Here is a 20,556-nt window from a genome sequence, read left to right as displayed (position 1 = left end):
TGTCGGCAACATCGACCATAGCTTCTAACGATCCTTGACGGTGCCCACCGAGCAGCCGAGCGCCTCGGCCACCTGCGCCTCGGTCAGGTCCTCGTAGTACCGCAGGACCACCACGGCCCGCTGCCGCGCGGTGAGCCGCCGCAGTGCCGCCACCACGCTCAGCCGCAGCGCCGTCTCCTCGCTGTGGTCGCCGCCGCCACGCTCGGCCGGCGTCGCGTCCAGCCGCTCGACCACCCGTCGGCGGCGCCACCAGGAGACCTGCTGGTGGTACATGACCCGGCGCACGTACGCCTCCGGATCCCCGTCACGAATCCGCCGCCAGTGGCGGTAGGTGCGCGCCAGCGCGCTCTGCAACAGATCCTCGGCGAGCTGGTGATCGCCGGTCAGCAGGTACGCGGTCCGCGACAACGCGGGTGACCGCTGCACCACGAACTCCCGGAACGACTCCGACATGCCCACCCCCCTCGCCACAATGAACGCCGGTCGGGCCCTCGATGGTTGAGGCGGCCGTCCCCGCGGCGGGCGCTGGCAGCCGTCGATGTGCGGGAACTATCCTCGGGCCACGAGCCAGTCGCCATCCGACGGAGTGGTCGATGCTGAAAGGTCTGGCAGTGGACCGGCACGCGCAGGGGGACAGCCGCCGGCTCAACCTCGGCGCGCTGCTGCGGCGCGTCCACCTGACCGGCCCGGTCACCCGCGTCGAGCTGGCCGACTGGATGGGCGTCAACCGCAGCACAGTCATGGCGCTCACGGCGGAACTGGCGGCGGCCGGCCTGGTCCGGGAGGTGGCGGCCGGCGGCAGCGGGCGGGCCGGGCGTCCCTCGCGTGTGGTCCGTCCCGCCTCCGACACCGTCTACGTCATCGCCTTCGACATCGCCGTGGACCGGCTCGTGGCCGCCCGCGTCGGGCTCGGCGGCGTGGTGTCGGCGCGGCTGGAGGCGGAACGGCCGCGGGCCGGGGCCGACCTCGACTCGGTGGTCTCGGTGCTCGCCGACTTCGGGCGGGCCCTGCACCACGCCGCGCCGCCCGGGTCGGTGTGCGTGGGCGTGGGCGCCTCCTACTGCGGCATGATCCGGCCGGGTGACGGGATGGTCCGCTTCGGACCCGACATGGGGTGGGTGGATCAGGCGTTCGGCGCCGAGCTGGCCGGGCGGCTGGATCTGGGCCTGCCGGTCCTGGTCGGCAACGAGGCGCACCTGGGGGCGCTGGCCGAGCATCAGCGCGGGGCCGGCGTCGGCGTGCAGAACCTGGTGTACCTGCACGGTGACGTGGGTGTGGGCGGCGGGATCATCGTGGGCGGGGAACTGCTCGACGGCGACGGCGGGTACGCCTCCGAGGTCGGGCACATGCTCGTGAACCCGTACCAGGGGCGGCCCTGTGGCTGCGGCTCGCGCGGGTGCCTGGAGGCCGAGGTCGGTGAGCGGGCGCTGCTCGACGTCGCGGGCCGCCCGGCGCAGGAGAAGGGGCGCGAGGCGGTACGCGCTGTGCTCGCCGCCGCCGTGCGTGGAGAACCGGCCGCGCAGGACGCGCTGCGGCACATCGGTGACTGGCTGGGCATCGGCGTGGCGAACGTGATCAACCTGTTCAACCCCGGCGTGGTGATCTTCGGCGGCACGCTCAGCGAGGTCTTCCCCGCCTCGGCCGCCCATGTACGCAGCCGGATCGCCGCCAACGTGCTGCCCATCTCCCGCGACAAGGCCCGCCTGCGCGTCAGCGCGCTCGGCTACGACGCCACCTTGATCGGCGCCGCCGAGCTGGGCTTCTCACCGCTGTTCGCCGACCCCCTCGGCACCCCAGCCCGCGTCCCCGGATAGGCGGCGGGCGGGGGCTAGCCGACCAGGCGGCGGGTCAGCCAGGGGAGCAGGGACTCGCCCTGTAGGCGCTGGAATGCCCGCACGGTCGGGATGCCGGGTGGCGGTGGCTGGCGGGCGCCGTCGAGGAAGAAGCCGGTGAAACCGGCGAGCACTCCGGTCAGGTCGGCCGTGTCGACTCCGGCGGTCAGTCGCCGGGCGGCCAGCAGCGCGTCCGGATCGTGTCCGCCGTACACCTGCACGTTGACGACGGTGAGCAGGGTGTCCAGCCAGGCCGGCCCGCGGCACGCCCAGGGCCAGTCGACCACGGTGACCGATCCGTCGGGGCCGAGCAGCAGGTTGTCGGCGCGCACGTCGACGTGGCAGAGCGTGTCGCCGGTGAGCGCGGCCAGTCCCCGGTCGGCGGCGGCGCACAGCTCGGGCAGGTGGGACCGGGCCCACGGGTCGAGGTCGGCCGGCGGGTCGGCGGCGAGGCGGCGCCAGCCGCCGAAGTCGTGCGCGAGCAGTTCGGCGGCGGTGGGCGCGGGCGCCGCGGCGGGGGCCGGGGTGAGCGTGCCGGCCATGGTCTCCAGCGTGGACAGCACGGCGGTCAGCTCGTCGGCCCGCCACGGGGTGGCGGGGTGCCGGCCCTCGACGTCGGCCAGGACCAGCGCGATCCAGTCGCCGTCGTCGTAGCTGCCGAGCAGCTCCGGCGCGGGCGCGTCCGGCGGCAGGGCGGCGGTGATCCGGGCTTCGGCGCGGTACAGGCCGGGGCTGCGGTCGTTCTGCGCCGGGCTGACCGCCTTGACGAAGGCCCGGCCACCGCCGGCGGTGCGGACCCGGTCGGCGGTGCCGGGGGAGAAGCCGCCCGGCTGCGACTCTGCCGTCACCACGCGGTCGCCGAGGACGGCCTCGACGCCGTCGCGTACGTGCGTGGGCAGTTCGGGCCAGTGCAGCCGGGTCTTCGTCACCGTTCCACGGTGCGTGCCACCCGCCGCCGGGGCAAGCGGGTTAACCGTCGCGCGTGTAGCGCAGGACCACCACACCGGAGTCGAACGGTCGCGCCGAGGTGAGCGTGAGCCGCCGCGGGTCGAAGCCGCTGTCGACGAGCTTGATGCCGCTGCCGACCACCACCGGGTTGAGCTTGACCACCAGCTCGTCGATCTCGTCGGTGAGCTGACCGGCGAGCCGGCCACCACCGCAGAGCCAGATGTCGCGGCCGGGCCGGGTCTTCAGCTCGCTGACGAAGGCGGCCGGGTCACCGGCGACGACGTCGACGTCCGGGTAGTCGGCCGGGGGCAGCGAGCGGCTGAACACGTACTGCTTGAGGTGCGCGTACGGGCTGGTCACGCCGATCTTCAGGCCGGGCTCGTAGGTGGCGCGGCCCATCAGCACGGTGTCGAGGCGGCCGGTGGGCGGGGAGTCGACGCCGAGCTGGGCGTGGGCGAACGTGGGCAGCGTCTGGGGCCACTCGGCCACCAGATAGGGCGCCACATCGGGCATCAGCGGGAGGAAGTCGAACGACCCGTCGGGCGCGGCGATGAAGCCGTCGAGGGTGGTGGCGACGAAGTAGACGAGCTTGCGCAAACCGGCTCCGATGTCCGATGTCCGAGGTGATCCACGACGGCTGTCGTGGTTCGGCATGAATGTACAACACCTGTCGTGGTTGTTGCTAGTGTGTTCGCGTGGCCAGGAACCCGGAACGCCGTACCCTGCTCGCCGACGCCGGCCTGCGGGTGCTCGCCGACGCGGGCGCGCGCGGGCTGACCCACCGCGCGGTCGACGCCGAGGCGGGCGTGCCCACCGGCACCACCTCGAACTACTTCCCGTCCCGCGCGGCGCTGCTCGCCGGCCTCGCCGAACGGATCTTCGCCCGGATGGCGCCCGACCCGGCCGTGCTGGCCGCCCTCGGCCGTCGCGAGCCGTCGCTCGCCCTGATGACCGACTACCTGCGCGACATCGTCGCCCGCACCACCCGCGAGCCGGGCCTCACCCGGGCGCTGTTCGAGCTGCGGCTGGAGGCCGCGCGTCGCCCCGAGTTGCGGTCCGCGCTCGGCGGCGTGCTGCGCCAGGGGTACGCCGACGACGTCGCCCACCACGCCGCCGCCGGCCTGCCCGGCGGGGCGTACGAGGTGGCGCTGCTGCACTACGCGGTCGACGGGCTCCTGCTCGACCTGCTCACCACCTCGATCGACGCCGGGTTCGACACCGATCAGGTGGTCTCCACCCTCGTCTCCCGTCTGGTCGGCAACGCCACCGGCTGAGCGTCCTCGCCGTGCGTTAACCCGGGCTGGCCAGCGGGAACGCTGGCCCGGAGGCCCTGGGAAGGAGCAACGGATGAGGGAACGCACCGGCCTGACCATCGGCGTGCTCGGCTCCTACGGCGGACGCAACCTCGGCGACGAGGCGATCCTCACGGGTCTGCTGGACGATCTGCGCCGCCACGAGCCCCATGCCCGGATCATCGTCTTCTCCCGGAACCCGGCGCACACCGCGCTGGCCCACCCGGAGGTCGAGGCGGTGCCGTGGGAGGGTGTCAGCCGGGTCGACTCGTCCCCGGTGCTCAACCAGCTCGACCTGCTCATCCTCGGCGGCGGCGGGATCCTCTACGACAAGGAGGCCCGGCGCTACCTGCGCGTGGTCCGCGTGGCCCAGGAGCGAGGGCTGCCGCTGATCACGTACGCGGTCGGGGTCGGCCCGCTCACCGACACGCTGGACAGCGACATGGTGCGCGAGACGCTGGCGCAGGCCGTCGAGGTGACCGTCCGCGACCAGGAGTCGCGGATGGTGCTGGAGGAGGCCGGCCTGGTGAACCCGATCACCGTCACCGCCGACCCGGCGTTCCTGCTCGAACCGGAGGAGTTCCCCCAGCAGTGGCTGCGTGACGAGGGCGTACCGGCCGGCTCCCGGCTGGTCGGGCTGAGCGTGCGCGAGCCGGGCCGGGCCGCCGAACGGCTCGACGTGGACGGCTACCACCGCCTGCTCGCCCAGATCGGTGACTTCCTGGTGCACCGGATCGACGCGCACGTGCTGTTCGTGCCGATGGAACGCGACGACATCCGGCACTCGCACGGCGTGCTGTCGCACATGACCGCCGCCGACCGGGGGCGGATCCTGCACGGTGACTACCGTCCGGCGCAGATCCTCGGCCTGATGCGCCACTTCGACCTGGCGGTCGGCATGCGGCTGCACTTCCTGATCTTCGCGGCCATGATGGGCACGCCGTTCCTGCCGCTGCCGTACGCCGGAAAGGTCTTCGACCTGGCCCAGCGGCTCGGTGTGCCGGCGCTGCGCGGCGTGGAGCGGGAGGTGGAGGGCCCGTTGCTGGCCGAGGTGGACCGGCTGTGGGACGAGCGGGCGGCCCGGGCCGAGGCGACCGCGCGCCGGGTCGCGGAGGTCTGCGAGCAGGCCCGCGGCACCTCCCAGGTGACCCGCAGCGTGCTGGACAGCATCCGGGCCCGCACGCTGACGCACGCGGGATGAGCCGTCAGACCGCCGGACCGCGCCAGGCGTAGACCCACTCCTGCCCCGGCTGGTCGTCCGACTCCAGCTCGTAGATCTGCGCCTCCGCCAGACCCTGCGCCCCGAGGTGGTGGTGGGTCAGGGGCGGACGGCCGTTGCCGTCCAGCTCGACGGTGACGCTCTCGCCGTCGGCCGCGCCGCCCACCAGAGGGATCTGCACCGAGGAAGCCATGCGCCCATCCTGCCCCGGCCCGCCCGGTCGCGCAGGCGATCACTCGGGGCGGCGGGTCGGGCACACCGCGTACTAGGGTCCGGGAATGGCGCACCCAACGATAGACCCGACCCTCGGTCCGGTCCTCGCCCGTACGGGCGGCGAACGGGCGATCCTCGACGCGTTCCTCGACTTCCACCGGGGCACGGTGCTGCGCAAGGTGCGTGGTCTGACCGACGCCGACGCCGCCCGGCGTCTGGTGCCCTCGCAGACCACCCTGGCCGGGCTGCTCCGGCACCTGACGGTGGTGGAGGGGAACTGGTTCCGCTGCCTGTTCGCCCCCGGGCCGGACGACGTCTACCGCACCTCGCAGGCCGACGCCGACGCCAGCTTCGCGCTGCGCCCCGGCGACACGGTCGAGACGCTCGCCGCCGCGTACGAGGCGGCCTGCGAACGGTCCCGCCAGGTCGCCGCCCGGTTCGACCTCGACCACGTGGTGCCGCACCCGCAGCTCGGCGAGGTGTCGCTGCGCTGGGCGCTGGTGCACCTGATCGAGGAGACGGCCCGGCACGCCGGGCACGCCGACATCCTGCGCGAGTTGACCGACGGCGAGACCGGCGCGATCTGACGCCTCAGTCCCGGGGCAGCAGCCCGTCCGGGTACTCCATCCCGTCGTGCGTGCAGGCGGCGGCCGCCACCCGGGCGGCGTACCGGGCCGCGTCGTGGACGTCCCCCCGGGTACGGACGTCCACGCCGAGTCCGCCGATCACGAGAAGGTCGACCATGGCGCCGACGATATCCGCGCCCGGCGGCCTATCCTGACTCCCCGGGGCGCCGTCCTTCCGCCCCGGGTCGGCGAGGGGGAGCAGTGCTGGTCATCCACGGGTTGTGGCTGCCCGGCGCCGGGCTCGCCCTGTGGGCCGAGGACAGCACGCTCCCGGCCCGCGCGCCGCGCCGCCCCGGCCGCGTGCCGCGCGAGCGCCCGCACCCGTTCGCCGCCGACCACGCCGCGCTCGCCGCCGCGCTCGACGGCGTGCCGGGCGAGCCGACCTCCGTACTGCTGGATCTGCCGACCCGGGCCGGCTCGCCGCTGGGCTCGCCGGAGCTGGTCCGGGCCACCGTCGAGGAACCGGTCCGCGGCCCGGTCACCCGCGCCGGATGGCGGGCACCCGCCCTGGGGTACGCCCCGGACGCCGCGTACGCGCTGCTGCGCGCCCCGATTCCGGGCCCGGTCGGGGCGAGCCTGCGCCACCTGTGCGAGCTGGCCGACTTCGCCGCCGACCTGGTGGCACGGGGCCGGCTGCTGCCGGTCGCGTTGGAGGCGTACCCCGACGGTGTGCCCGGCGGTGGGTCGGCCGCGACCGGCCGGCGGACCCCGGCGCGGCGGTCCCCGGCGGTTTCGGGCGCGGCCGGGTCCGGGCGGCGGCTGCGGGCCGTGGGGGCGGACGACGTGACGACCGGTTGGGCGCTCTGGCGGCCGCTGCTGACCGGCACCGACGCGGCGTGGGCGCGCGACCTGGCGCTGGCGTTGCCGCAGGCGGCCCGCGCCGCCCGGGAGTGGCGGCCGGAGCCCTCGGCGAGCGGGTCCGCCGCGACGCCGGCTGACGCGTGGCGCGGGCGGCCCGACGACGTCGGCGCCGGTGCGCTGGTGGCAGAGGCGCTGGACGCGCTCGTCGACGCCGCCGCCCGGGTGGCGCTGGCCGACACCCGGCTGCACCGGGGGATGCGTCCGGTCGGCGCGGTGCCGCGCTGGCTGGCCGCGCTCACCGGACCGGAACGCGCGTTCCCGGCCGAGCCGGACGCGCTGGCGACGCTGCGCGAGGAACTGGACGCCTGGCAGCGCGACGCCGCGGGCGGCTCGGTACGGGCCACGTTCCGCCTCGTCGAGCCGGCCGTCGACCCGGTCGCCGAGCTGGTCGAGGACGCGGTCTGGCGGGTCGAGTTCGGCCTGCACCCGGCCGACGAACCGGGCCTGGTGGTCGACGCCGCGCACATCTGGCAGCGGCCCGCGCCCGTGCTCGCCGCGCGAGGGGTGGAGCCGCAGGAGACGCTGCTGGCCGAGCTGGGCCGGGCCAGCCGGTTGTGGCCCGAGGTGGACGCCGCGCTGCGTACCGCCGCGCCCGAGGGGATGGAGCTGGACGCCGAGGGCGCGCACCGGTTCCTGCGCGAGGGCGCGCCGGTGCTGCACGCGGCCGGATTCGGTGTGCTGCTGCCCTCGTGGTGGCGGCGTTCCTCGTCCCGGCTGGGCGCGCGGTTGCGGGCGCGCAGCCGTACCGCGCCGGGTGCGGTCGCCACCACCGCCGGGAAGCTGGGCCTGGACGCGCTCGTCGACTACCGCTGGGAGCTGGCGCTCGGCGACCAGCCGCTGACCGCCGAGGAACTGGCGTCGCTGGCCGATCTGAAGTCGCCGCTGGTCCGGTTGCGCGGCCGGTGGGTCGAGCTGGACCCGCAGCGGCTGGAGGCCGGGCTGAAGCTGCTGCGGTCCTCCGGCGAGCTGACCGTGGCCGACCTGCTGCGGATGGGACTGTCCGGTGACGACAGTGCCGGTGAGCTGCCGGTGCTGGAGGTCGTCGCCGACGGCGCGCTGGGCGAGCTGCTGGCCGGTGAGGCGGAGCGGCGGCTCACCCCGGCCGACCCGCCGCCGGGCTTTGTCGGCACGCTGCGGCCGTACCAGCGGCGCGGGCTGGCCTGGCTGGCGTTCCTCCAGTCGCTCGGCCTCGGCGGGATCCTCGCCGACGACATGGGCCTGGGCAAGACCGTGCAACTGCTCGCGCTCCTCGCCGGCGACCCGCCGGAGGCCGGGCCCACGCTGCTGGTCTGCCCGATGTCGCTGGTCGGCAACTGGCAGCGGGAGGCGGCGAAGTTCGCTCCCGAACTGCGGGTGCACGTGCACCACGGCGCCGAGCGGGCCCGGGGCGAGGGCTTCGCCGCCGCAGTGCGGGAGGCGGACCTGGTGCTCACCACGTACTCGGTGGCGGCCCGGGACGCGTTCGAGCTGGCCGGCGTCGACTGGCACCGGGTGGTGGTGGACGAGGCACAGGCGATCAAGAACGCCGCCACCCGCCAGGCCGAGGCGGTACGGTCGCTGCCCGCGCGGCACCGGGTCGCGGTCACCGGTACGCCGGTGGAGAACCGGCTGGCCGACCTCTGGTCCATCATGCAGTTCGCGAACCCGGGGCTGCTCGGCCCGGCCGCCACGTTCCGCAAGCGCTTCGCCGAACCGATCGAGCGGCACGGCGACGCCGAGGTGGCCGAGCGGCTGCGCCGGATCACCGGCCCGTTCGTGCTGCGCCGCCTCAAGACCGACCCGACGATCATCACCGACCTGCCGGAGAAGCTGGAGATGGAGGTGGTCTGCAACCTCACCGCCGAGCAGGCCGCGCTCTACCGGGCCGTGGTCGACGACATGATGGCGAAGATCGAGTCCAGCGACGGGATCGAGCGGCGCGGGCTGGTGCTGGCCACCATGACCCGGCTCAAGCAGGTCTGCAACCATCCCGCCCAGCTGCTGCACGACGGCTCCGCGCTGGACGGCCGGTCCGGCAAGCTGGAACGCCTCGACGAGATCGTCGACGAGGTGCTCGCGGCGGGGGAGAAGGCGCTGCTGTTCACCCAGTACGCCGAGTTCGGCGGCATGCTGCGCGGGCACCTGTCGGCGCGTACCGGCCGGGAGGTGCTGCTGTTGCACGGCGGCGTCGGCAAGGCCGAACGGGACGCCATGGTGACCCGGTTCCAGTCGCCGCAGGGGCCGCCGCTGTTCGTCCTGTCGCTCAAGGCCGGTGGCACCGGGCTCACCCTGACCGCCGCCAACCACGTGGTGCACGTGGACAGGTGGTGGAACCCGGCCGTCGAGGACCAGGCCACCGACCGGGCGTTCCGCATCGGACAGCGCCGCCGCGTCCAGGTACGCAAGTTCGTCTGCGCCGGCACCGTCGAGGAGAAGGTGGCCGCGATGATCGCCGACAAGCGCAGCCTGGCCCGCTCGGTGGTGGGCAGCGGCGAGCAGTGGGTCACCGAGCTGTCCACCGACACGCTGCGCGACCTGTTCCGGCTGGAGTCCGGGGCGGTGGTCGAGTGAGCCCGGTCGACAGGTTCGAGGACTACGGGCCGCCGGTACGGGTCGAGGGCGGGCTGCGGGCGCGCAGCACCCGGGGCGCGATCGGGCAGTCCTGGTGGTCGCGGCGGTTCGTGGAGGTGCTGGAGTCGTTCGCGCTCGGCTCCCGGCTCACGCGGGGCCGGGCGTACGCGCGCCGTGGGCAGGTGCTCCGGCTGGACGTGTCGCCGGGGGAGGTCACCGCCGAGGTGCAGGGCTCCCGGCCGCGTCCGTACCCGGTGCGGATCGGGCTGGCCGCGTACCCGGAGAAGACGTGGCGGCGGATCGAGGCGGAGCTGGCCGGGCAGGCGTTCTTCAGCGCCCGGCTGCTCGCCGGTGACCTGCCGGCCGAGTTGGAGGAGCTGTTCGCCGACGCGGGCGCGCCGCTGTTCCCGGCCGAGATCGACGAGCTGGACCAGCGGTGCGGCTGCCCCGACTTCGCGGTGCCGTGCAAACACCTGGCGGCCACGTTCTACCTGCTCGCCGAGGCGTTCGACGCGGACCCGTTCCACCTGCTGCACTGGCGCGGCCGGTCCCGCGCCGACCTGCTGGACCGGCTGCGTACGCTGCGCGGCGCCCAATCCGGTAGCCCGGACGGGAGCGGCGGCCCGGCGACCGGCCGTGGTGGACCCGGCGGCGCGGAGGCCCCGGGCGCCGGGCTGGACTCGGCCGCGACGACCGGTGTGCCGGTGGTCGGTGCGGCGCGGGCCCTGGCCGGGTTGCCGGCGGTCGAACCGGACGCCGAACCGGACCGGTTCTGGCTGTCGCCGGTGGCGCTGCCGGACCGTCCGCCCACGCTCGCCACCGGTCCGGAGCTGCTACTGCGCCAGCTCGGTTCACCCGGTGCCGGGATCGGCGGGCCGGGCCTGGCCGAGCGGCTGCGCCGGGCGTACCGGGAGTTCGGTCGCGGCGAAGCCCAGGGCGAGCGTCAAGAAGGAGCCCGTGCTCACGGCTAAAGGAGGCGGCGGCGAAAGCGCCACATCACCGCGGCGTTGGCGACGAGCACCACCGCGCATATCGCCCCGGCCAGCCGCCCGACAAGCACTGTCATCGCCGGCAGCGAGGCCCACAGCACGATCGTCAACAGCATCATGTACCGGCCCCGCCGGCCCTTGGCCCGGTTGTTCAACCGGGCGAAGAACCGTGGGTCACTCTCCCGTAGATGGCGGGTGATCTGTTCGAACCTGCGCTGATCCTCTTGGCTGAGCATGGCGGTGCCTTCCCCTCACGGCTTCAGCGGTTCGGCGGCATACCCGGATCGGAGGCCGGTCACGCGCCGCCGCTGCTGCTGTTTCGGCGGGCCGGACAGGCGGAACGCGGTTCTCATCGCAGGCTTATCGGTACCTTAAGTTTCGGTGAGGTGGTGAACGTGTCCGGCGGCGTCGCCGGGGTGCGAAACCTCGCATCCGGGCGGTGCGCGCCCGAGTCGGCCCTGTTCCGGAGGTCGTCGTGCACCGGTCGTCGAAACCGGCCTCTCACATCGGTTCTCAGCACTGTCTTAAGTGCGCTCGGGAGCGCGATCGGCGCGCCTTGAGCTGCCGGTTCGGCATGGCTACGTTGCCGTAGCAACTCTCCGGCAACCGTCGCCGCCCCTGCGTCACCCGACCCCCCGGGTGGCAGGCGTGCCGGCGCTCGAAGAAAACGGGATAGGTACATGGCCGACCTGAACGTGCCACCGCGTCGACCTCGGGACGACCGCGGCTGGGACGGATACCAGCACCCCCAACCGGACGGGTACCGCGACCTGGACGCCGCACCGTACGCCGGCGGTCACCCCGCCCCGGGCCCGCAGTGGGTCGGGCCGAACGGTTTCGCTCCCGCCGCGCCGGCCCCCGCCGGCTACCCCCAGCCCGGCGGTTACGCCCAGCCCGCCGGCGGGTACGGCCCGCCGCCCGGCGGCGGACTGCCCGACCTGGACGACGACGGCGACGAGGCCCCCAAGCGGGGCCGGCGCCGGGCGCTGGCCACCCTCGGCGGCGCCGTGGTGGTCGCCGGTGGCGCCGCCCTGGCCATGTCCCCGCAGGTGCGCGGCCTGTTCAGTGACGCGCCGGCCGGTGACGCCACCGGCACCGTCAACACCGACGGCAGCTCCGCCCGGCCCAGCGGGCAGCAGCCCAGCACGGTACGGACCTACACCGAGCAGAACGAGAGCTACATGGGCTCCCGGGCCGGTGAGGCGCTCAAGCGCAACGCGCCGTCCGGTGGCCGGCTCTACGGCAGCCCGGCCGAAGCCGCCGCGGCGACCAAGGTGACGGTCAAGACGGTGCTCGCCAAGGACCCGATCCGGCACCTGGCCATCCGCACCACGTTCGGCGCCACCCCGAGGGTGATGGCCGACATCAAGCGGCTCGGCATCGACGACTGGCTGCGCGAGCAGCTCGAACCGGAGAAGATCGCCCCCACGAAGGCCGAGCTGAAGCTGGCCGACCTGCAGTCGCTCAAGCTCAGCCCGACGCAGCTGCGCGACCAGCGCGAGCAGCTCAACGAGAAGGGCGTCGACCCGGCTCGGGAGACGGTGGACGCCACCATCGCCCGGCAGATCTGGTCCGACCGGCAGCTGTTCGAGGTGATGGTCGACTTCTGGAACGACTTCCTGCACGTCGCCGCCGACTTCGACGGCGGGGAGAACTACCGCAACGCGTTCGACCGGGACGTCATCCGCAAGCACGCGCTGGGCAGCTACCCGGAGATGCTCGTCGCCGCGAACAAGCACCCGGCGCTGCTGCTCTACCTGAACCAGGTCGACTCGCGTAAGGACGCGGTGAACGAGAACCTGGCCCGGGAGAACCTGGAGCTGTACTCGGTCGGCGTCGACGGCGGTTACACCGAGAAGGACGTCCGCCAGGCCGCGCTGCTCCAGACCGGACGCGGTGTCGCCGACGGCAAGTACAAGTTCTTCGCCGAGCGGCACTACCTCGGCAAGGTGAAGATCCTCGGGTTCAGCCACGCCAACAACTCCGACGATCCGGTGGCCGCCGACAAGGTGATCGACTCGTACATCCGCTACATCGCGATGCACCCGTCGACCGCGCGGTACGTGGCACAGAGCCTCGCCACCCGGTTCGTGTCCGACACCCCGCCGAAGTCCGTGGTGGACCGGCTCGCCAAGGCGTACACCACGAACAAGGGCCAGATCCGTCCGGTGCTGGCCACGCTGTTCAGCTCCTCGGAGTTCTGGGCCGCGATCGGCCAGAAGGTACGCCGCCCGATGGAGTACCTGGTCGCCACGTACCGGGCGCTCGGCGTCTCGCCGGAGGCGGCCCCCGGCTACTCCGGCGACAACCGGCGTACCCCGTTCGCGCAGGGCCTGCGGCAGATCCAGGACAAGATGCGCGAGCTCGGTCAGTACCCGATGGGCAAGCCCACCCCGGACGGCTACGCCGACGTCTACCTGGCCTGGACCTCGGCCGGCACCATGATCGATGGCTGGAACGAGGCGGGTGACCTGATCGCCGGCTACCGCAAGCAGTTCACCTTCGCCAAGCCGGAGAAGCTGGTCGCGAAGCCGCCGGCCACCGCCGGGGCGTACGTGGACGCGCTCGCCCAGCGGCTGGTGCAGCAGAGGCTCAGCGCCAAGGAGAAGAAGCTCGTGCTCGCCGTGGCCGGCGTGTCCGAGAGCGCCAAGGTCGACGCCACCTTCAACGGGGCCATCGCCGCTGTCGCGCGGACGATCCTCGCGTCCCCCCAGCACCACCTCCGGTGAGGCATTCGATGGAGATGACCGTGAACCCGTACCCCCTGCACCCCGAATGCCCCGACCTGCGGCGGCTGGCCGACAACCCGGCCGAGGCGCTGCTGCGCGCGGAGGCGGACATCGTCGCGGCCGAGAACGCGGCCGAGGCCGACCGGTACCGCCGGCTGGAGGAGATCGAGGAGGCGCAGCAGGACGGCCGGGGCGTCACCCGGCGTACCTTCGTCGCCGGCGCCGCGGCGACCGCCACCGCGCTGGCGACCGCCCAGTTCGTCACCACCTCGGCGTCGTTCGCCGCGACCAAGACCGGCACGCTGATCCACGTCTTCCTCTACGGCGGGCTGGACGGGCTGAGCCTGGTCGCACCGGCCGACGACCCGGTGCTCGCCAAGGCGCGCCCCGACCTGCTGCTCGGCAACGACTCGCTGGCGCTGGCCCGCGGCTTCAAGCTCACCAGCGCGTTCGCCCCGCTGGACAAGTGGCTCAAGGCCGGGCAGCTCGGCTTCGTGCCCGCCGTGTCCGACCCGCGGCTGTCCCGCAGCCACTTCCAGGCCGCCGACGCGTGCAACCTGGGCGGCCTGCCGGGCGAGACCGGCGGCCGGGGCTGGCTGGACAGCCTGGTCGACTCGCTCGGCAAGGGCACCGCGTTCCGCAGCGTCGGCATCGGCAGCACGCTGCCGCGTTCGCTGGTCGGCGTGAACGGCGCGATCTCCCTCAACAGCGTCGGCGACCTGCGGCTCAACGGTGACGACAAGTACCGGGCGGCCACCGAGAAGGCGATCCGCGGTCTGTTCACCGGCATCAACCACCCGGTCGAGGAGGCGGTGCAGGAGGGCATGGGCGCGCTGGCCACCGCCCAGAAGCTCGCCGCGAAGCCGTACGCCGCCGCCGCGGGCGTCCAGTACCAGGGCGTCGGCAACTCGTTCAAGCAGCTCGCCCAGCTCATCAAGGGCGGCGCGAACGTGCGGGTGGCCACCGTCGGCATGGGCGGCTACGACACCCACGAGAACCAGGGCACCCGCGAGGGCGGCCAGCTCTGGCGGCGGCTCAACGAACTCGCCAACGCGATGGCCGCGTTCTTCACCGACCTGGGCGACCAGGCGGCGGACGTGACGATCATGGTGTCCAGCGAGTTCGGCCGGCGGGTCGGCTCGAACGGCGGCGGCACCGACCACGGGCACGGCGGCGTGGTCACCGTGCTGTCCGGCCGCAAGCTGGCCGGTTCGCTGCTCGGCACCTGGAACGGACTGGACAAGCTGGACAGCGGCGACGTGCCGGAATACAACAACATGTTCAACGTCTACGGATCGGTCGCGCAGGGCCGCTTCGGCCTGACCACCGCCCAGGTGGACAAGGTCTTCCCCCGGCAGAAGTTCACCCCGGTCAAGATCTACGCGTGACGTACCAGGACACCCACGCCGCCGGCCGCCGTACCGGGCATCCCGCCCCGTACGGCGGCCGTCCGGCTGCTCCCGTACCCCCGGGTCGTCCCCGGCGCGGACCCGGCGGCCGGCGCGCGCTCGCCGCGGTGTTCTGGCTGGGCCTGGTCGCCGCCGTCGGGCCGTGGTGGCTGGACACCCCGGCCGGAACGCTCGCCGGCACCGCCGACCTGCTCACCGCGGGCGGCCGGATCACCGGCCTGATCGCCGGCTACCTGCTGCTGGTGCAGGTGCTGATGATGAGCCGGCTCGGCGTGCTGGAACGTGCGCTCGGTGGCGAACGGATCTCCCGGCTGCACCGGGACCTCGGCGCGACGCTGCTGGTGGCGGTGCTCGCGCACATGTCGCTGCTGGTGGTCGGCTACTCCCGCCAGGAACGCAAGACAGTGTTCGGCGAGGTCGGCGCGCTGCTGACCGACTACGACGACATGATCACCGCGTTCGCCGCGGCCGGCGTCCTGGTCACCGTCGCGTTCACCGCGGTACGCGCCGTGCGCCGCCGCCTGCCGTACGAGCTGTGGCGCCTGCTGCACGCGGCCAGCTACCTCACGCTGCTGCTCGGCTACGCGCACCAGTTCAGCAACGGCGCGCAGCTCTACGAGCCGGGCCCGGTGCGAACCGGCTGGATCGCCGCGTACCTGCTGGTGGTGGCCGCGCTGGTGTGGGGCCGGATGGTCGCGCCGCTGGTGTTCAACATGCGGCACCGGCTGCGCGTCGCCGACGTGGTGGCGGAGAGCCCGGACACCGTCTCGGTCTACCTGACCGGGCAGCGGCTCAACCAGATCGGCCTGCTCGGCGGGCAGTTCTTCCGCTGGCGATTCCTCAACCCCGGCTGCTGGTGGCAGTCGCACCCGTTCTCCGTCTCCGCCGCCGCCAACGGCCGCTGGCTGCGGATCACCGTCAAGGTCGTCGGCGGGTACACCGCCGAGCTGCGCGACCTGACGCCCGGCACCCGGGTCTGGGCGCAGGGCCCGTCGGGCACGTTCACCGCCGCGCACCGCACCCGGGAACGGGCGTTGCTCATCGCCGGGGGCAGCGGCATCGCTCCACTGCGGGCGATGCTGGAGGAACTGCCGCCCGGAGCGGCCCTGATCTACCGGGCGCGTACCCCGGCCGACGTGCTGCTGCACCAGGAGCTGGACTGGCTCGCGCAGGCCCGGCAGACCTCCCTCTGGTACGTCGTCGGCCGCCGCGACGATCCCGGCCCCCGGCAGGTGATGAGCCCGGACGGGCTGCGCCGGCTCGTGCCCGACCTGACCCGCCGCGACGTCTACCTGTGCGGCCCCGGCGGCCTGGTCGACGAGGCGGTCGCCGCGCTGCGGGCCGCAGGCGTGCCCCGCCGCCAGATCCACCTGACCGCGTTCGAGCTGTAGGAGAGGCACCGCCCATGCGTCGCGCGCTGTTCGCGATCACCGGCCTGGCCGCCGGCACCACCGCGCTGGTCGTGCTCAAGGGCGCGCCGGGCGCCGGGCAGGCCGCGCCGGACGTGCCGGCCGCGCTGGCCCCTGTCGTCCCGGGCGGCTCGGCCGCGCCGGAACCGCCGTCGCCCACCGGCTCCGCGCCCGGCGACGTCACGCCGTCGCCGCGCGCGTCGGCGAAGCCGGCACCGAAACCGTCCGCCGACCGCAGCACGGCCAGCCGGGGCGGCACCCGCACCCGCACCACACCGGCCGCGCCCCGGACGACCACCAAGAGCGCACCCAAGGTCACCACCCGCACGGTGACCGGTCCGTCGGTCACCTACGAGTACGGCTCGCTCCAGGTCCGGATCACGCTCAGCGGCAGCCGGATCGTCGACGCCACGGCCATCGGACTGCCGCTGGGCGGGCAGTCCGGGCAGCGCAGCGACGACGTCCAGGCCCGCTACAGCGGCACCTCCGGCGAGGTGGTGGCCCGGCAGAGCGCCAACCTGAGCACCGTCTCCGGCGCCACCTACACCAGCACCGCGTACAAGCAATCGTTGCAGGCCGCGCTGGACAAGGCGTGACCGTCCCGGCTCGGGCCGGTGCCGTTCGTCCCGGCCTGCGCCGGGTCGAGCACGTCATGGGTACGGCGATCAGCCTCGACCTGTCCGACGACCTGCCCGCGTCCACGCTGCACCGACTGGCCGAGGACACGTTCGGCTGGCTGCGCGAGGTGGACACGCGGTTCAGCACGTACCGGGACGACAGCGAGGTGTGCCGGGTCGACCGGGGCGAGTTGCGGGCCGTCGACGCCTCCGCCGACCTGCGGGCCGTGCTGGCGGCCTGCGCCGACCTGTGGACCGCCACCGACGGGTTCTTCGACGCGTACGCGACGGGACGGCTCGACCCGTCCGGCTACGTGAAGGGCTGGGCGGCGCAGGTCGCCTCGGACCGGCTGGTGGCCGCCGGCGCCCCGAACCACTGCGTGAACGCGGGCGGCGACGTGCGGGTACGCGGCCACGACGCGACCGGCGAGCCGTGGCGGATCGGGGTACGGCATCCGTGGGACGCGGCGGCGACCTGTCTGGTGCTGACCGGCACCGACATCGCGGTCGCCACCTCCGGCGTGTACGAGCGCGGCCACCACGTGCTGGACCCGCGCCGGGGCGTACCGGCGACCGGCCTGCGCTCGGTGACGGTGGTCGGTCCCGACCTGGGCGCAGCGGACGCGTACGCGACGGCGGCCGTGGCCATGGGCGAACCCGCCCTGACCTGGCTGGACCACCTACCGTCCCCCTGGCTGCACGCCGTGGTCACCGACGACGGGCACCTGCACCACTCCCGCGCCCTCCCCACCTGAGCCCTCGCCCTCGTCGACAGGCGGTGGGTGGTGGGGCGGTGGGGCGGCGGGTCAGCGGACGGGGCGGTGGAGGGTGGCGGGGCGGGAGCCCGTCGGGCGGGGGCGGCCGGGGCGGGCGCCCAGAGGGCGGGTGAAGGCCCACGGATGCCGGCGGCGGGGCCGCGCCGGCTCGGTACCGCCGGTGTGGCGGGCAGCGTCGTCCCTGGACATGGTCAAACCCCCGCTCTGGCGCACACGCGCCCTCGGCAGGAACAACGAGTCCGGTGCCGGGGAGGTCGCTGTCGGGCGCCCGTCCGAGGCGGGGGCCGCCTCCGCCGAGGTCAACGGCCACGGCGGGGCAGCGGCAGGTGGCCGGGCAGCGGCTCCGTGCCGAACGTGACGCCGGCCGCGCGTAACGCGGCGATCAGCGCGTTCTGCACCAGGTAGGAGTCGGGTAGCTGCCAATGGGCCTGTTCCGGCGCGACCGCCCAGCGCACCGTCCCCTCGGGGAGCCGGGTCGGCGGGGCGGGGATCCACGAGCCGGGTCCGTGGCGTACCACGTGGAAGCAGTGCTCCAACTCGGGCCGCAGCGGGTCGCCGGGGCGTACCAGGAACATCCAGCGGCCGGTCGGGGTGACCAGCGCCGGCCCGCGTACGCCGAAGCCGGCGGGATGGGTGGCGACCGCGTCCAGCACCTGCCGGCCCAGGTGGGCGGCGACCTCCAGGACGTCGAACGCGTGCCCGGTGGGCAGCAGGATGCCGTGCGGGCGGCTACGCCACCAGGCGGCCACCCGGGCCGGATCGGCGCTGGCGGCGTGCTCCCAGTCCTCGAGCGCCGGGTGGCAGCCCACTGTGGGACAGCCGGGCCGGCCGCAGACGAACCGGCTGTTCGCGAGGCAGGCGCCGGGGGTGACCGGCCAGTGGTGCAGCGCGTACCGCACCGCGACCCGGCGCAGCCGGACCCGCTCCAGCGGCGAGAGGTGAGCGACGCGCGGTCGGACGTTCCTCCACATGTCTGCCGTCCCCTCTGGTCCCGCCGGACCGTCCACACGATGGGCCCGCCGCACCGTCCACAAGCCATACGTCGAGAGCCGTCACTGCCGTAACCCCCGCTCGTTGTGCTGACGAACGGCCGGTGCAACTTGCACGAAAGCTACGAGAACTGGCTGCACGGTGGACGCACAACCTGTGCGATCGGCGCAACCTGTGGGACGTGAGGGGACCGGCCGGCACCGTGAGGGGGAGGGGAGCGGGGATGGACGAACTGCCCACAGGCCGGCGCGTGGCGTACTGGCGGAGTCGCCGCAAGATGTCCCAGCAGGTCTTCGCCGACCGGCTCGGCAAGTCGAAGAGCTGGGTGGACAAGGTGGAGCGCGGCGTCCGCCGGCTGGACAAGTTCTCCGTGCTCTACGAGATCGCCGACATCCTCCAGATCGACGTGCAACTGCTGCACGGCAGGGACCCGGAACGGCGTACCGACGCGCTCAACTGCATCGACCAGGTCGAGGTGGAGGAGATCCGGACCGCCCTGGAGCGGTACGACTCGATGAGCGCCTACTTCGACGCGGCGCCCTGCCCCCCGCCGCTCGCCGACATGCGCAAGGCCGTGAACCACGCCTGGCTCACCTACCAGTACGGCCGGTACGGCATGCTCACCCGCGCGCTGCCCAAGCTGCTGCGCGACGCCCAGGCGGCGGACGCCGGCTACGCCGGTGACGACCAGGTGCGCGAGGCCGCCCACCTGCTCGGGCAGGTCTACCAGATCGCCTCCTCGGTGCTGCGCAAGCTCGGCGAGTGCGAACTCGCCTGGCTCGCCGCCGACCGGTCGATGGCGGTGGCCCAGCGGGCCGACGACCCGCTGCTGGCCGGCATCGCCACCACGAGGGTCTGCAACGCGCTCGTCGCGATGGGCCGCCCCCGGCCGGCGCTGGAGCTCAACGTCCGCATCGCGGGCCGGCTCGCGCCCGGCGGCGAGAACGACGTCGCACCGGAACGACTCTCCGTGTACGGCCTGCTGCTCCTGCAGGGCGCGATGGCCGCCGCCCGGATCGGCGACTCGGCGACGGTGGACGACCTGCTCGCGGGCGCCGGCGAGGCGGCCACCATGCTCGGCGGCGACCACAACCACTACTGGACCTCGTTCGGCCCGACGAACCTGGAGCTGCACCGCGCGGCGGCGGCGGTCGAGTTGGGCGACGGCGGCCGGGCGGTGGAGACGCACATGCGGCTGTCCGTGCCCGCGTTCAACGCGTTGCTGCCGGAACGGCGCGCGCACCACCTGCTCGACCTGGCCCGGGGCTACTCCCAGATCGGTGACGTCGCCAACGCGGGGGACATGCTGCTGCGCGGCGACCGGCTCGCGCCGTCGGAGATCCGGTGCCGCCCGATCGCGCACGAACTGATGTCCGAGATTCTCCGTCGCACACGTGGTGCGCCGCCTCCGCCGATCGCGGAGTTGGCTGAGCACATGGGAGTCGGAGTATGAGCGATCCGAACATCGCCGGCGGGCACCGGCGCGTGCTCTACGTCATCGCCTGCGGTTCGCCGCTGGCCCGTCACGTCGGCCGGCTGGTCGACCTCGCGCAGCGGGAGGGCTGGACGGTCTGCGTGGTCACCACGCCGGACGGCGCGAGGTTCGTCGACCGGACGGCGCTGGCCCGGCAGACCGGCCATCCGGTCCGTACGCACTACAAGAACCCGGGTGACCCGGACGTGCTGCCCCCGGCCGACGCCATGCTGGTGTGCCCGGCGACCGTCAACACGATCAACAAGTGGGCGGTCGGCATCACCGACACCCTGGCGCTCGGCCTGCTGATCGAGGCGCAGGGGATGGGGGTGCCGATCGCGGCCGTCCCGTACACGAACGAGGCGATGGCGGCGCATCCGGCGTTCCGGGCCAGCCTCGACCGGCTCGCGCAGTGGGGCGTCCGGGTGGTCTTCGGCGACCACGTCGTACGCCTGCATCCGCCCGGCACGGGGGAACGGCGCGCGGACGCCTTCCCCTGGGACGCCGGTCTGACCGCCCTGCGCGGCGCGGACCGGCCGGTCGCGCCGGTCGCCTGAGCGGTGAGCGTGGTTCCCGGGCACGCCCAGGAACCACGCTCGGCGGCGGCCGGCGTGTGCCGGCG

Annotated in this window: 20 protein-coding genes; 13 read left to right on the top strand and 7 right to left on the bottom strand. The window is 73.9% G+C overall.

Annotated elements, in window-relative coordinates:
* Positions 1-24: 24 nt before the first annotated feature.
* A complete protein-coding gene (locus ACFYO8_RS25725) occupies positions 25-453 on the bottom strand; it encodes a SigE family RNA polymerase sigma factor (RefSeq protein ID WP_387257617.1) in 429 nt (142 codons plus the stop codon).
* A gap of 140 nt (positions 454-593) precedes the next feature.
* Between ACFYO8_RS25725 and ACFYO8_RS25720 the strand changes: the two genes are divergently transcribed.
* Positions 594-1,814, top strand: coding sequence for an ROK family transcriptional regulator (locus tag ACFYO8_RS25720; RefSeq protein WP_355015174.1), 1,221 nt, complete (start codon positions 594-596; stop codon positions 1,812-1,814).
* Between the two features lie 14 nt (positions 1,815-1,828).
* Here ACFYO8_RS25720 and ACFYO8_RS25715 read toward each other — a convergent pair whose 3' ends face one another.
* Both ACFYO8_RS25715 and ACFYO8_RS25710 read right to left on the bottom strand, forming a co-directional pair.
* Positions 1,829-2,761 carry a phosphotransferase gene (locus tag ACFYO8_RS25715; protein ID WP_355015175.1) on the bottom strand — a complete coding sequence of 311 codons (933 nt, stop codon included), beginning with the start codon at positions 2,759-2,761 and terminating at the stop codon, positions 1,829-1,831.
* Positions 2,762-2,801: 40 nt separating this feature from the next.
* Positions 2,802-3,377 (bottom strand): dihydrofolate reductase family protein, encoded by a 576-nt coding sequence (locus ACFYO8_RS25710; protein ID WP_354872214.1) that lies wholly within the window; start codon positions 3,375-3,377, stop codon positions 2,802-2,804.
* Between the two features lie 98 nt (positions 3,378-3,475).
* Between ACFYO8_RS25710 and ACFYO8_RS25705 the strand changes: the two genes are divergently transcribed.
* Positions 3,476-4,054 (top strand): TetR family transcriptional regulator, encoded by a 579-nt coding sequence (locus ACFYO8_RS25705; RefSeq protein ID WP_354872211.1) that lies wholly within the window; start codon positions 3,476-3,478, stop codon positions 4,052-4,054.
* Between the two features lie 73 nt (positions 4,055-4,127).
* Complete coding sequence (locus ACFYO8_RS25700) at positions 4,128-5,273, top strand: polysaccharide pyruvyl transferase family protein (protein WP_354872209.1); 1,146 nt, start codon at positions 4,128-4,130, stop codon at positions 5,271-5,273.
* Positions 5,274-5,277: 4 nt separating this feature from the next.
* Here ACFYO8_RS25700 and ACFYO8_RS25695 read toward each other — a convergent pair whose 3' ends face one another.
* Complete coding sequence (locus ACFYO8_RS25695; protein WP_354872206.1) at positions 5,278-5,484, bottom strand: hypothetical protein; 207 nt, start codon at positions 5,482-5,484, stop codon at positions 5,278-5,280.
* 85 nt (positions 5,485-5,569) lie between these two features.
* Between ACFYO8_RS25695 and ACFYO8_RS25690 the strand changes: the two genes are divergently transcribed.
* Positions 5,570-6,091 (top strand): DinB family protein, encoded by a 522-nt coding sequence (locus ACFYO8_RS25690; protein WP_354872203.1) that lies wholly within the window; start codon positions 5,570-5,572, stop codon positions 6,089-6,091.
* Positions 6,092-6,095: 4 nt separating this feature from the next.
* Here ACFYO8_RS25690 and ACFYO8_RS25685 read toward each other — a convergent pair whose 3' ends face one another.
* Entirely contained in the window at positions 6,096-6,248 is a 153-nt protein-coding gene (locus tag ACFYO8_RS25685; RefSeq protein WP_354872200.1) for a hypothetical protein, read from the bottom strand.
* A gap of 83 nt (positions 6,249-6,331) precedes the next feature.
* Here ACFYO8_RS25685 and ACFYO8_RS25680 point away from each other — a divergent pair, with 83 nt between their 5' ends.
* Both ACFYO8_RS25680 and ACFYO8_RS25675 read left to right on the top strand, forming a co-directional pair.
* On the top strand, positions 6,332-9,541 hold the full coding sequence (locus ACFYO8_RS25680; protein WP_354872197.1) for a DEAD/DEAH box helicase: 3,210 nt from the start codon (positions 6,332-6,334) through the stop codon (positions 9,539-9,541).
* The gene (locus tag ACFYO8_RS25675; protein ID WP_354872194.1) at positions 9,538-10,512 is read left to right on the top strand and encodes an SWIM zinc finger family protein; all 975 of its coding nucleotides are present in this window, start codon (positions 9,538-9,540) and stop codon (positions 10,510-10,512) included. The genes ACFYO8_RS25680 and ACFYO8_RS25675 overlap by 4 nt, the downstream gene beginning before the upstream one ends.
* Here the strand turns inward: ACFYO8_RS25675 and ACFYO8_RS25670 are convergent.
* Positions 10,509-10,766: a DUF3040 domain-containing protein gene (locus ACFYO8_RS25670; RefSeq protein WP_354872192.1), complete on the bottom strand. Its 258-nt coding sequence runs from the start codon at positions 10,764-10,766 to the stop codon at positions 10,509-10,511. The two genes, ACFYO8_RS25675 and ACFYO8_RS25670, sit on opposite strands and share 4 nt — an antisense overlap.
* Positions 10,767-11,210: 444 nt before the next feature.
* Here ACFYO8_RS25670 and ACFYO8_RS25665 point away from each other — a divergent pair, with 444 nt between their 5' ends.
* The 5 genes from ACFYO8_RS25665 to ACFYO8_RS25645 are packed head-to-tail and all read left to right on the top strand — an operon-like array spanning position 11,211 to position 17,449.
* Complete coding sequence (locus ACFYO8_RS25665; protein ID WP_354872189.1) at positions 11,211-13,259, top strand: DUF1800 domain-containing protein; 2,049 nt, start codon at positions 11,211-11,213, stop codon at positions 13,257-13,259.
* Positions 13,260-13,273: 14 nt separating this feature from the next.
* On the top strand, positions 13,274-14,647 hold the full coding sequence (locus ACFYO8_RS25660; RefSeq protein WP_354872498.1) for a DUF1501 domain-containing protein: 1,374 nt from the start codon (positions 13,274-13,276) through the stop codon (positions 14,645-14,647).
* On the top strand, positions 14,644-16,059 hold the full coding sequence (locus ACFYO8_RS25655; RefSeq protein ID WP_355015177.1) for a ferric reductase-like transmembrane domain-containing protein: 1,416 nt from the start codon (positions 14,644-14,646) through the stop codon (positions 16,057-16,059). Before ACFYO8_RS25660 ends, ACFYO8_RS25655 begins: the two co-directional genes overlap by 4 nt.
* Before the next feature lie 14 nt (positions 16,060-16,073).
* Complete coding sequence (locus ACFYO8_RS25650; RefSeq protein WP_354872183.1) at positions 16,074-16,673, top strand: FMN-binding protein; 600 nt, start codon at positions 16,074-16,076, stop codon at positions 16,671-16,673.
* A gap of 56 nt (positions 16,674-16,729) precedes the next feature.
* The gene (locus ACFYO8_RS25645) at positions 16,730-17,449 is read left to right on the top strand and encodes an FAD:protein FMN transferase (protein WP_355015183.1); all 720 of its coding nucleotides are present in this window, start codon (positions 16,730-16,732) and stop codon (positions 17,447-17,449) included.
* 320 nt (positions 17,450-17,769) lie between these two features.
* Here ACFYO8_RS25645 and ACFYO8_RS25640 read toward each other — a convergent pair whose 3' ends face one another.
* Entirely contained in the window at positions 17,770-18,441 is a 672-nt protein-coding gene (locus ACFYO8_RS25640) for a bifunctional DNA primase/polymerase (protein ID WP_354872180.1), read from the bottom strand.
* Between the two features lie 242 nt (positions 18,442-18,683).
* On the opposite strand from ACFYO8_RS25640, the gene ACFYO8_RS25635 reads away from it, so the two are divergent.
* Positions 18,684-19,913, top strand: a complete 1,230-nt coding sequence (locus ACFYO8_RS25635; protein WP_354872178.1) for a helix-turn-helix domain-containing protein — start codon at positions 18,684-18,686, stop codon at positions 19,911-19,913.
* Complete coding sequence (locus ACFYO8_RS25630) at positions 19,910-20,491, top strand: flavoprotein (RefSeq protein WP_355015178.1); 582 nt, start codon at positions 19,910-19,912, stop codon at positions 20,489-20,491. The genes ACFYO8_RS25635 and ACFYO8_RS25630 overlap by 4 nt, the downstream gene beginning before the upstream one ends.
* The last annotated feature ends 65 nt before the right edge of the window (positions 20,492-20,556 follow it).

It is taken from the genome of Micromonospora sp. NPDC005257, assembly GCF_042872445.1.
In the GTDB taxonomy this organism is placed as follows: domain Bacteria; phylum Actinomycetota; class Actinomycetes; order Mycobacteriales; family Micromonosporaceae; genus Micromonospora.
This window is presented reverse-complemented; position numbering and strand designations above follow the sequence as displayed.

Excerpts from the sequence above, each read along its gene's own strand:
- ACFYO8_RS25665 (WP_354872189.1), top strand. The coding sequence starts at position 11,211 with ATGGCCGACCTGAACGTGCCACCGCGTCGACCTCGGGACGACCGCGGC.
- ACFYO8_RS25690 (WP_354872203.1), top strand. The coding sequence starts at position 5,570 with ATGGCGCACCCAACGATAGACCCGACCCTCGGTCCGGTCCTCGCCCGT.
- ACFYO8_RS25685 (WP_354872200.1), bottom strand. The coding sequence starts at position 6,248 with ATGGTCGACCTTCTCGTGATCGGCGGACTCGGCGTGGACGTCCGTACC.
- ACFYO8_RS25720 (WP_355015174.1), top strand. The coding sequence starts at position 594 with ATGCTGAAAGGTCTGGCAGTGGACCGGCACGCGCAGGGGGACAGCCGC.
- ACFYO8_RS25695 (WP_354872206.1), bottom strand. The coding sequence starts at position 5,484 with ATGGCTTCCTCGGTGCAGATCCCTCTGGTGGGCGGCGCGGCCGACGGC.
- ACFYO8_RS25700 (WP_354872209.1), top strand. The coding sequence starts at position 4,128 with ATGAGGGAACGCACCGGCCTGACCATCGGCGTGCTCGGCTCCTACGGC.
- ACFYO8_RS25645 (WP_355015183.1), top strand. The coding sequence starts at position 16,730 with ATGGGTACGGCGATCAGCCTCGACCTGTCCGACGACCTGCCCGCGTCC.
- ACFYO8_RS25635 (WP_354872178.1), top strand. The coding sequence starts at position 18,684 with ATGGACGAACTGCCCACAGGCCGGCGCGTGGCGTACTGGCGGAGTCGC.
- ACFYO8_RS25725 (WP_387257617.1), bottom strand. The coding sequence starts at position 453 with ATGTCGGAGTCGTTCCGGGAGTTCGTGGTGCAGCGGTCACCCGCGTTG.
- ACFYO8_RS25650 (WP_354872183.1), top strand. The coding sequence starts at position 16,074 with ATGCGTCGCGCGCTGTTCGCGATCACCGGCCTGGCCGCCGGCACCACC.
- ACFYO8_RS25640 (WP_354872180.1), bottom strand. The coding sequence starts at position 18,441 with ATGTGGAGGAACGTCCGACCGCGCGTCGCTCACCTCTCGCCGCTGGAG.
- ACFYO8_RS25670 (WP_354872192.1), bottom strand. The coding sequence starts at position 10,766 with ATGCTCAGCCAAGAGGATCAGCGCAGGTTCGAACAGATCACCCGCCAT.
- ACFYO8_RS25660 (WP_354872498.1), top strand. The coding sequence starts at position 13,274 with ATGACCGTGAACCCGTACCCCCTGCACCCCGAATGCCCCGACCTGCGG.
- ACFYO8_RS25630 (WP_355015178.1), top strand. The coding sequence starts at position 19,910 with ATGAGCGATCCGAACATCGCCGGCGGGCACCGGCGCGTGCTCTACGTC.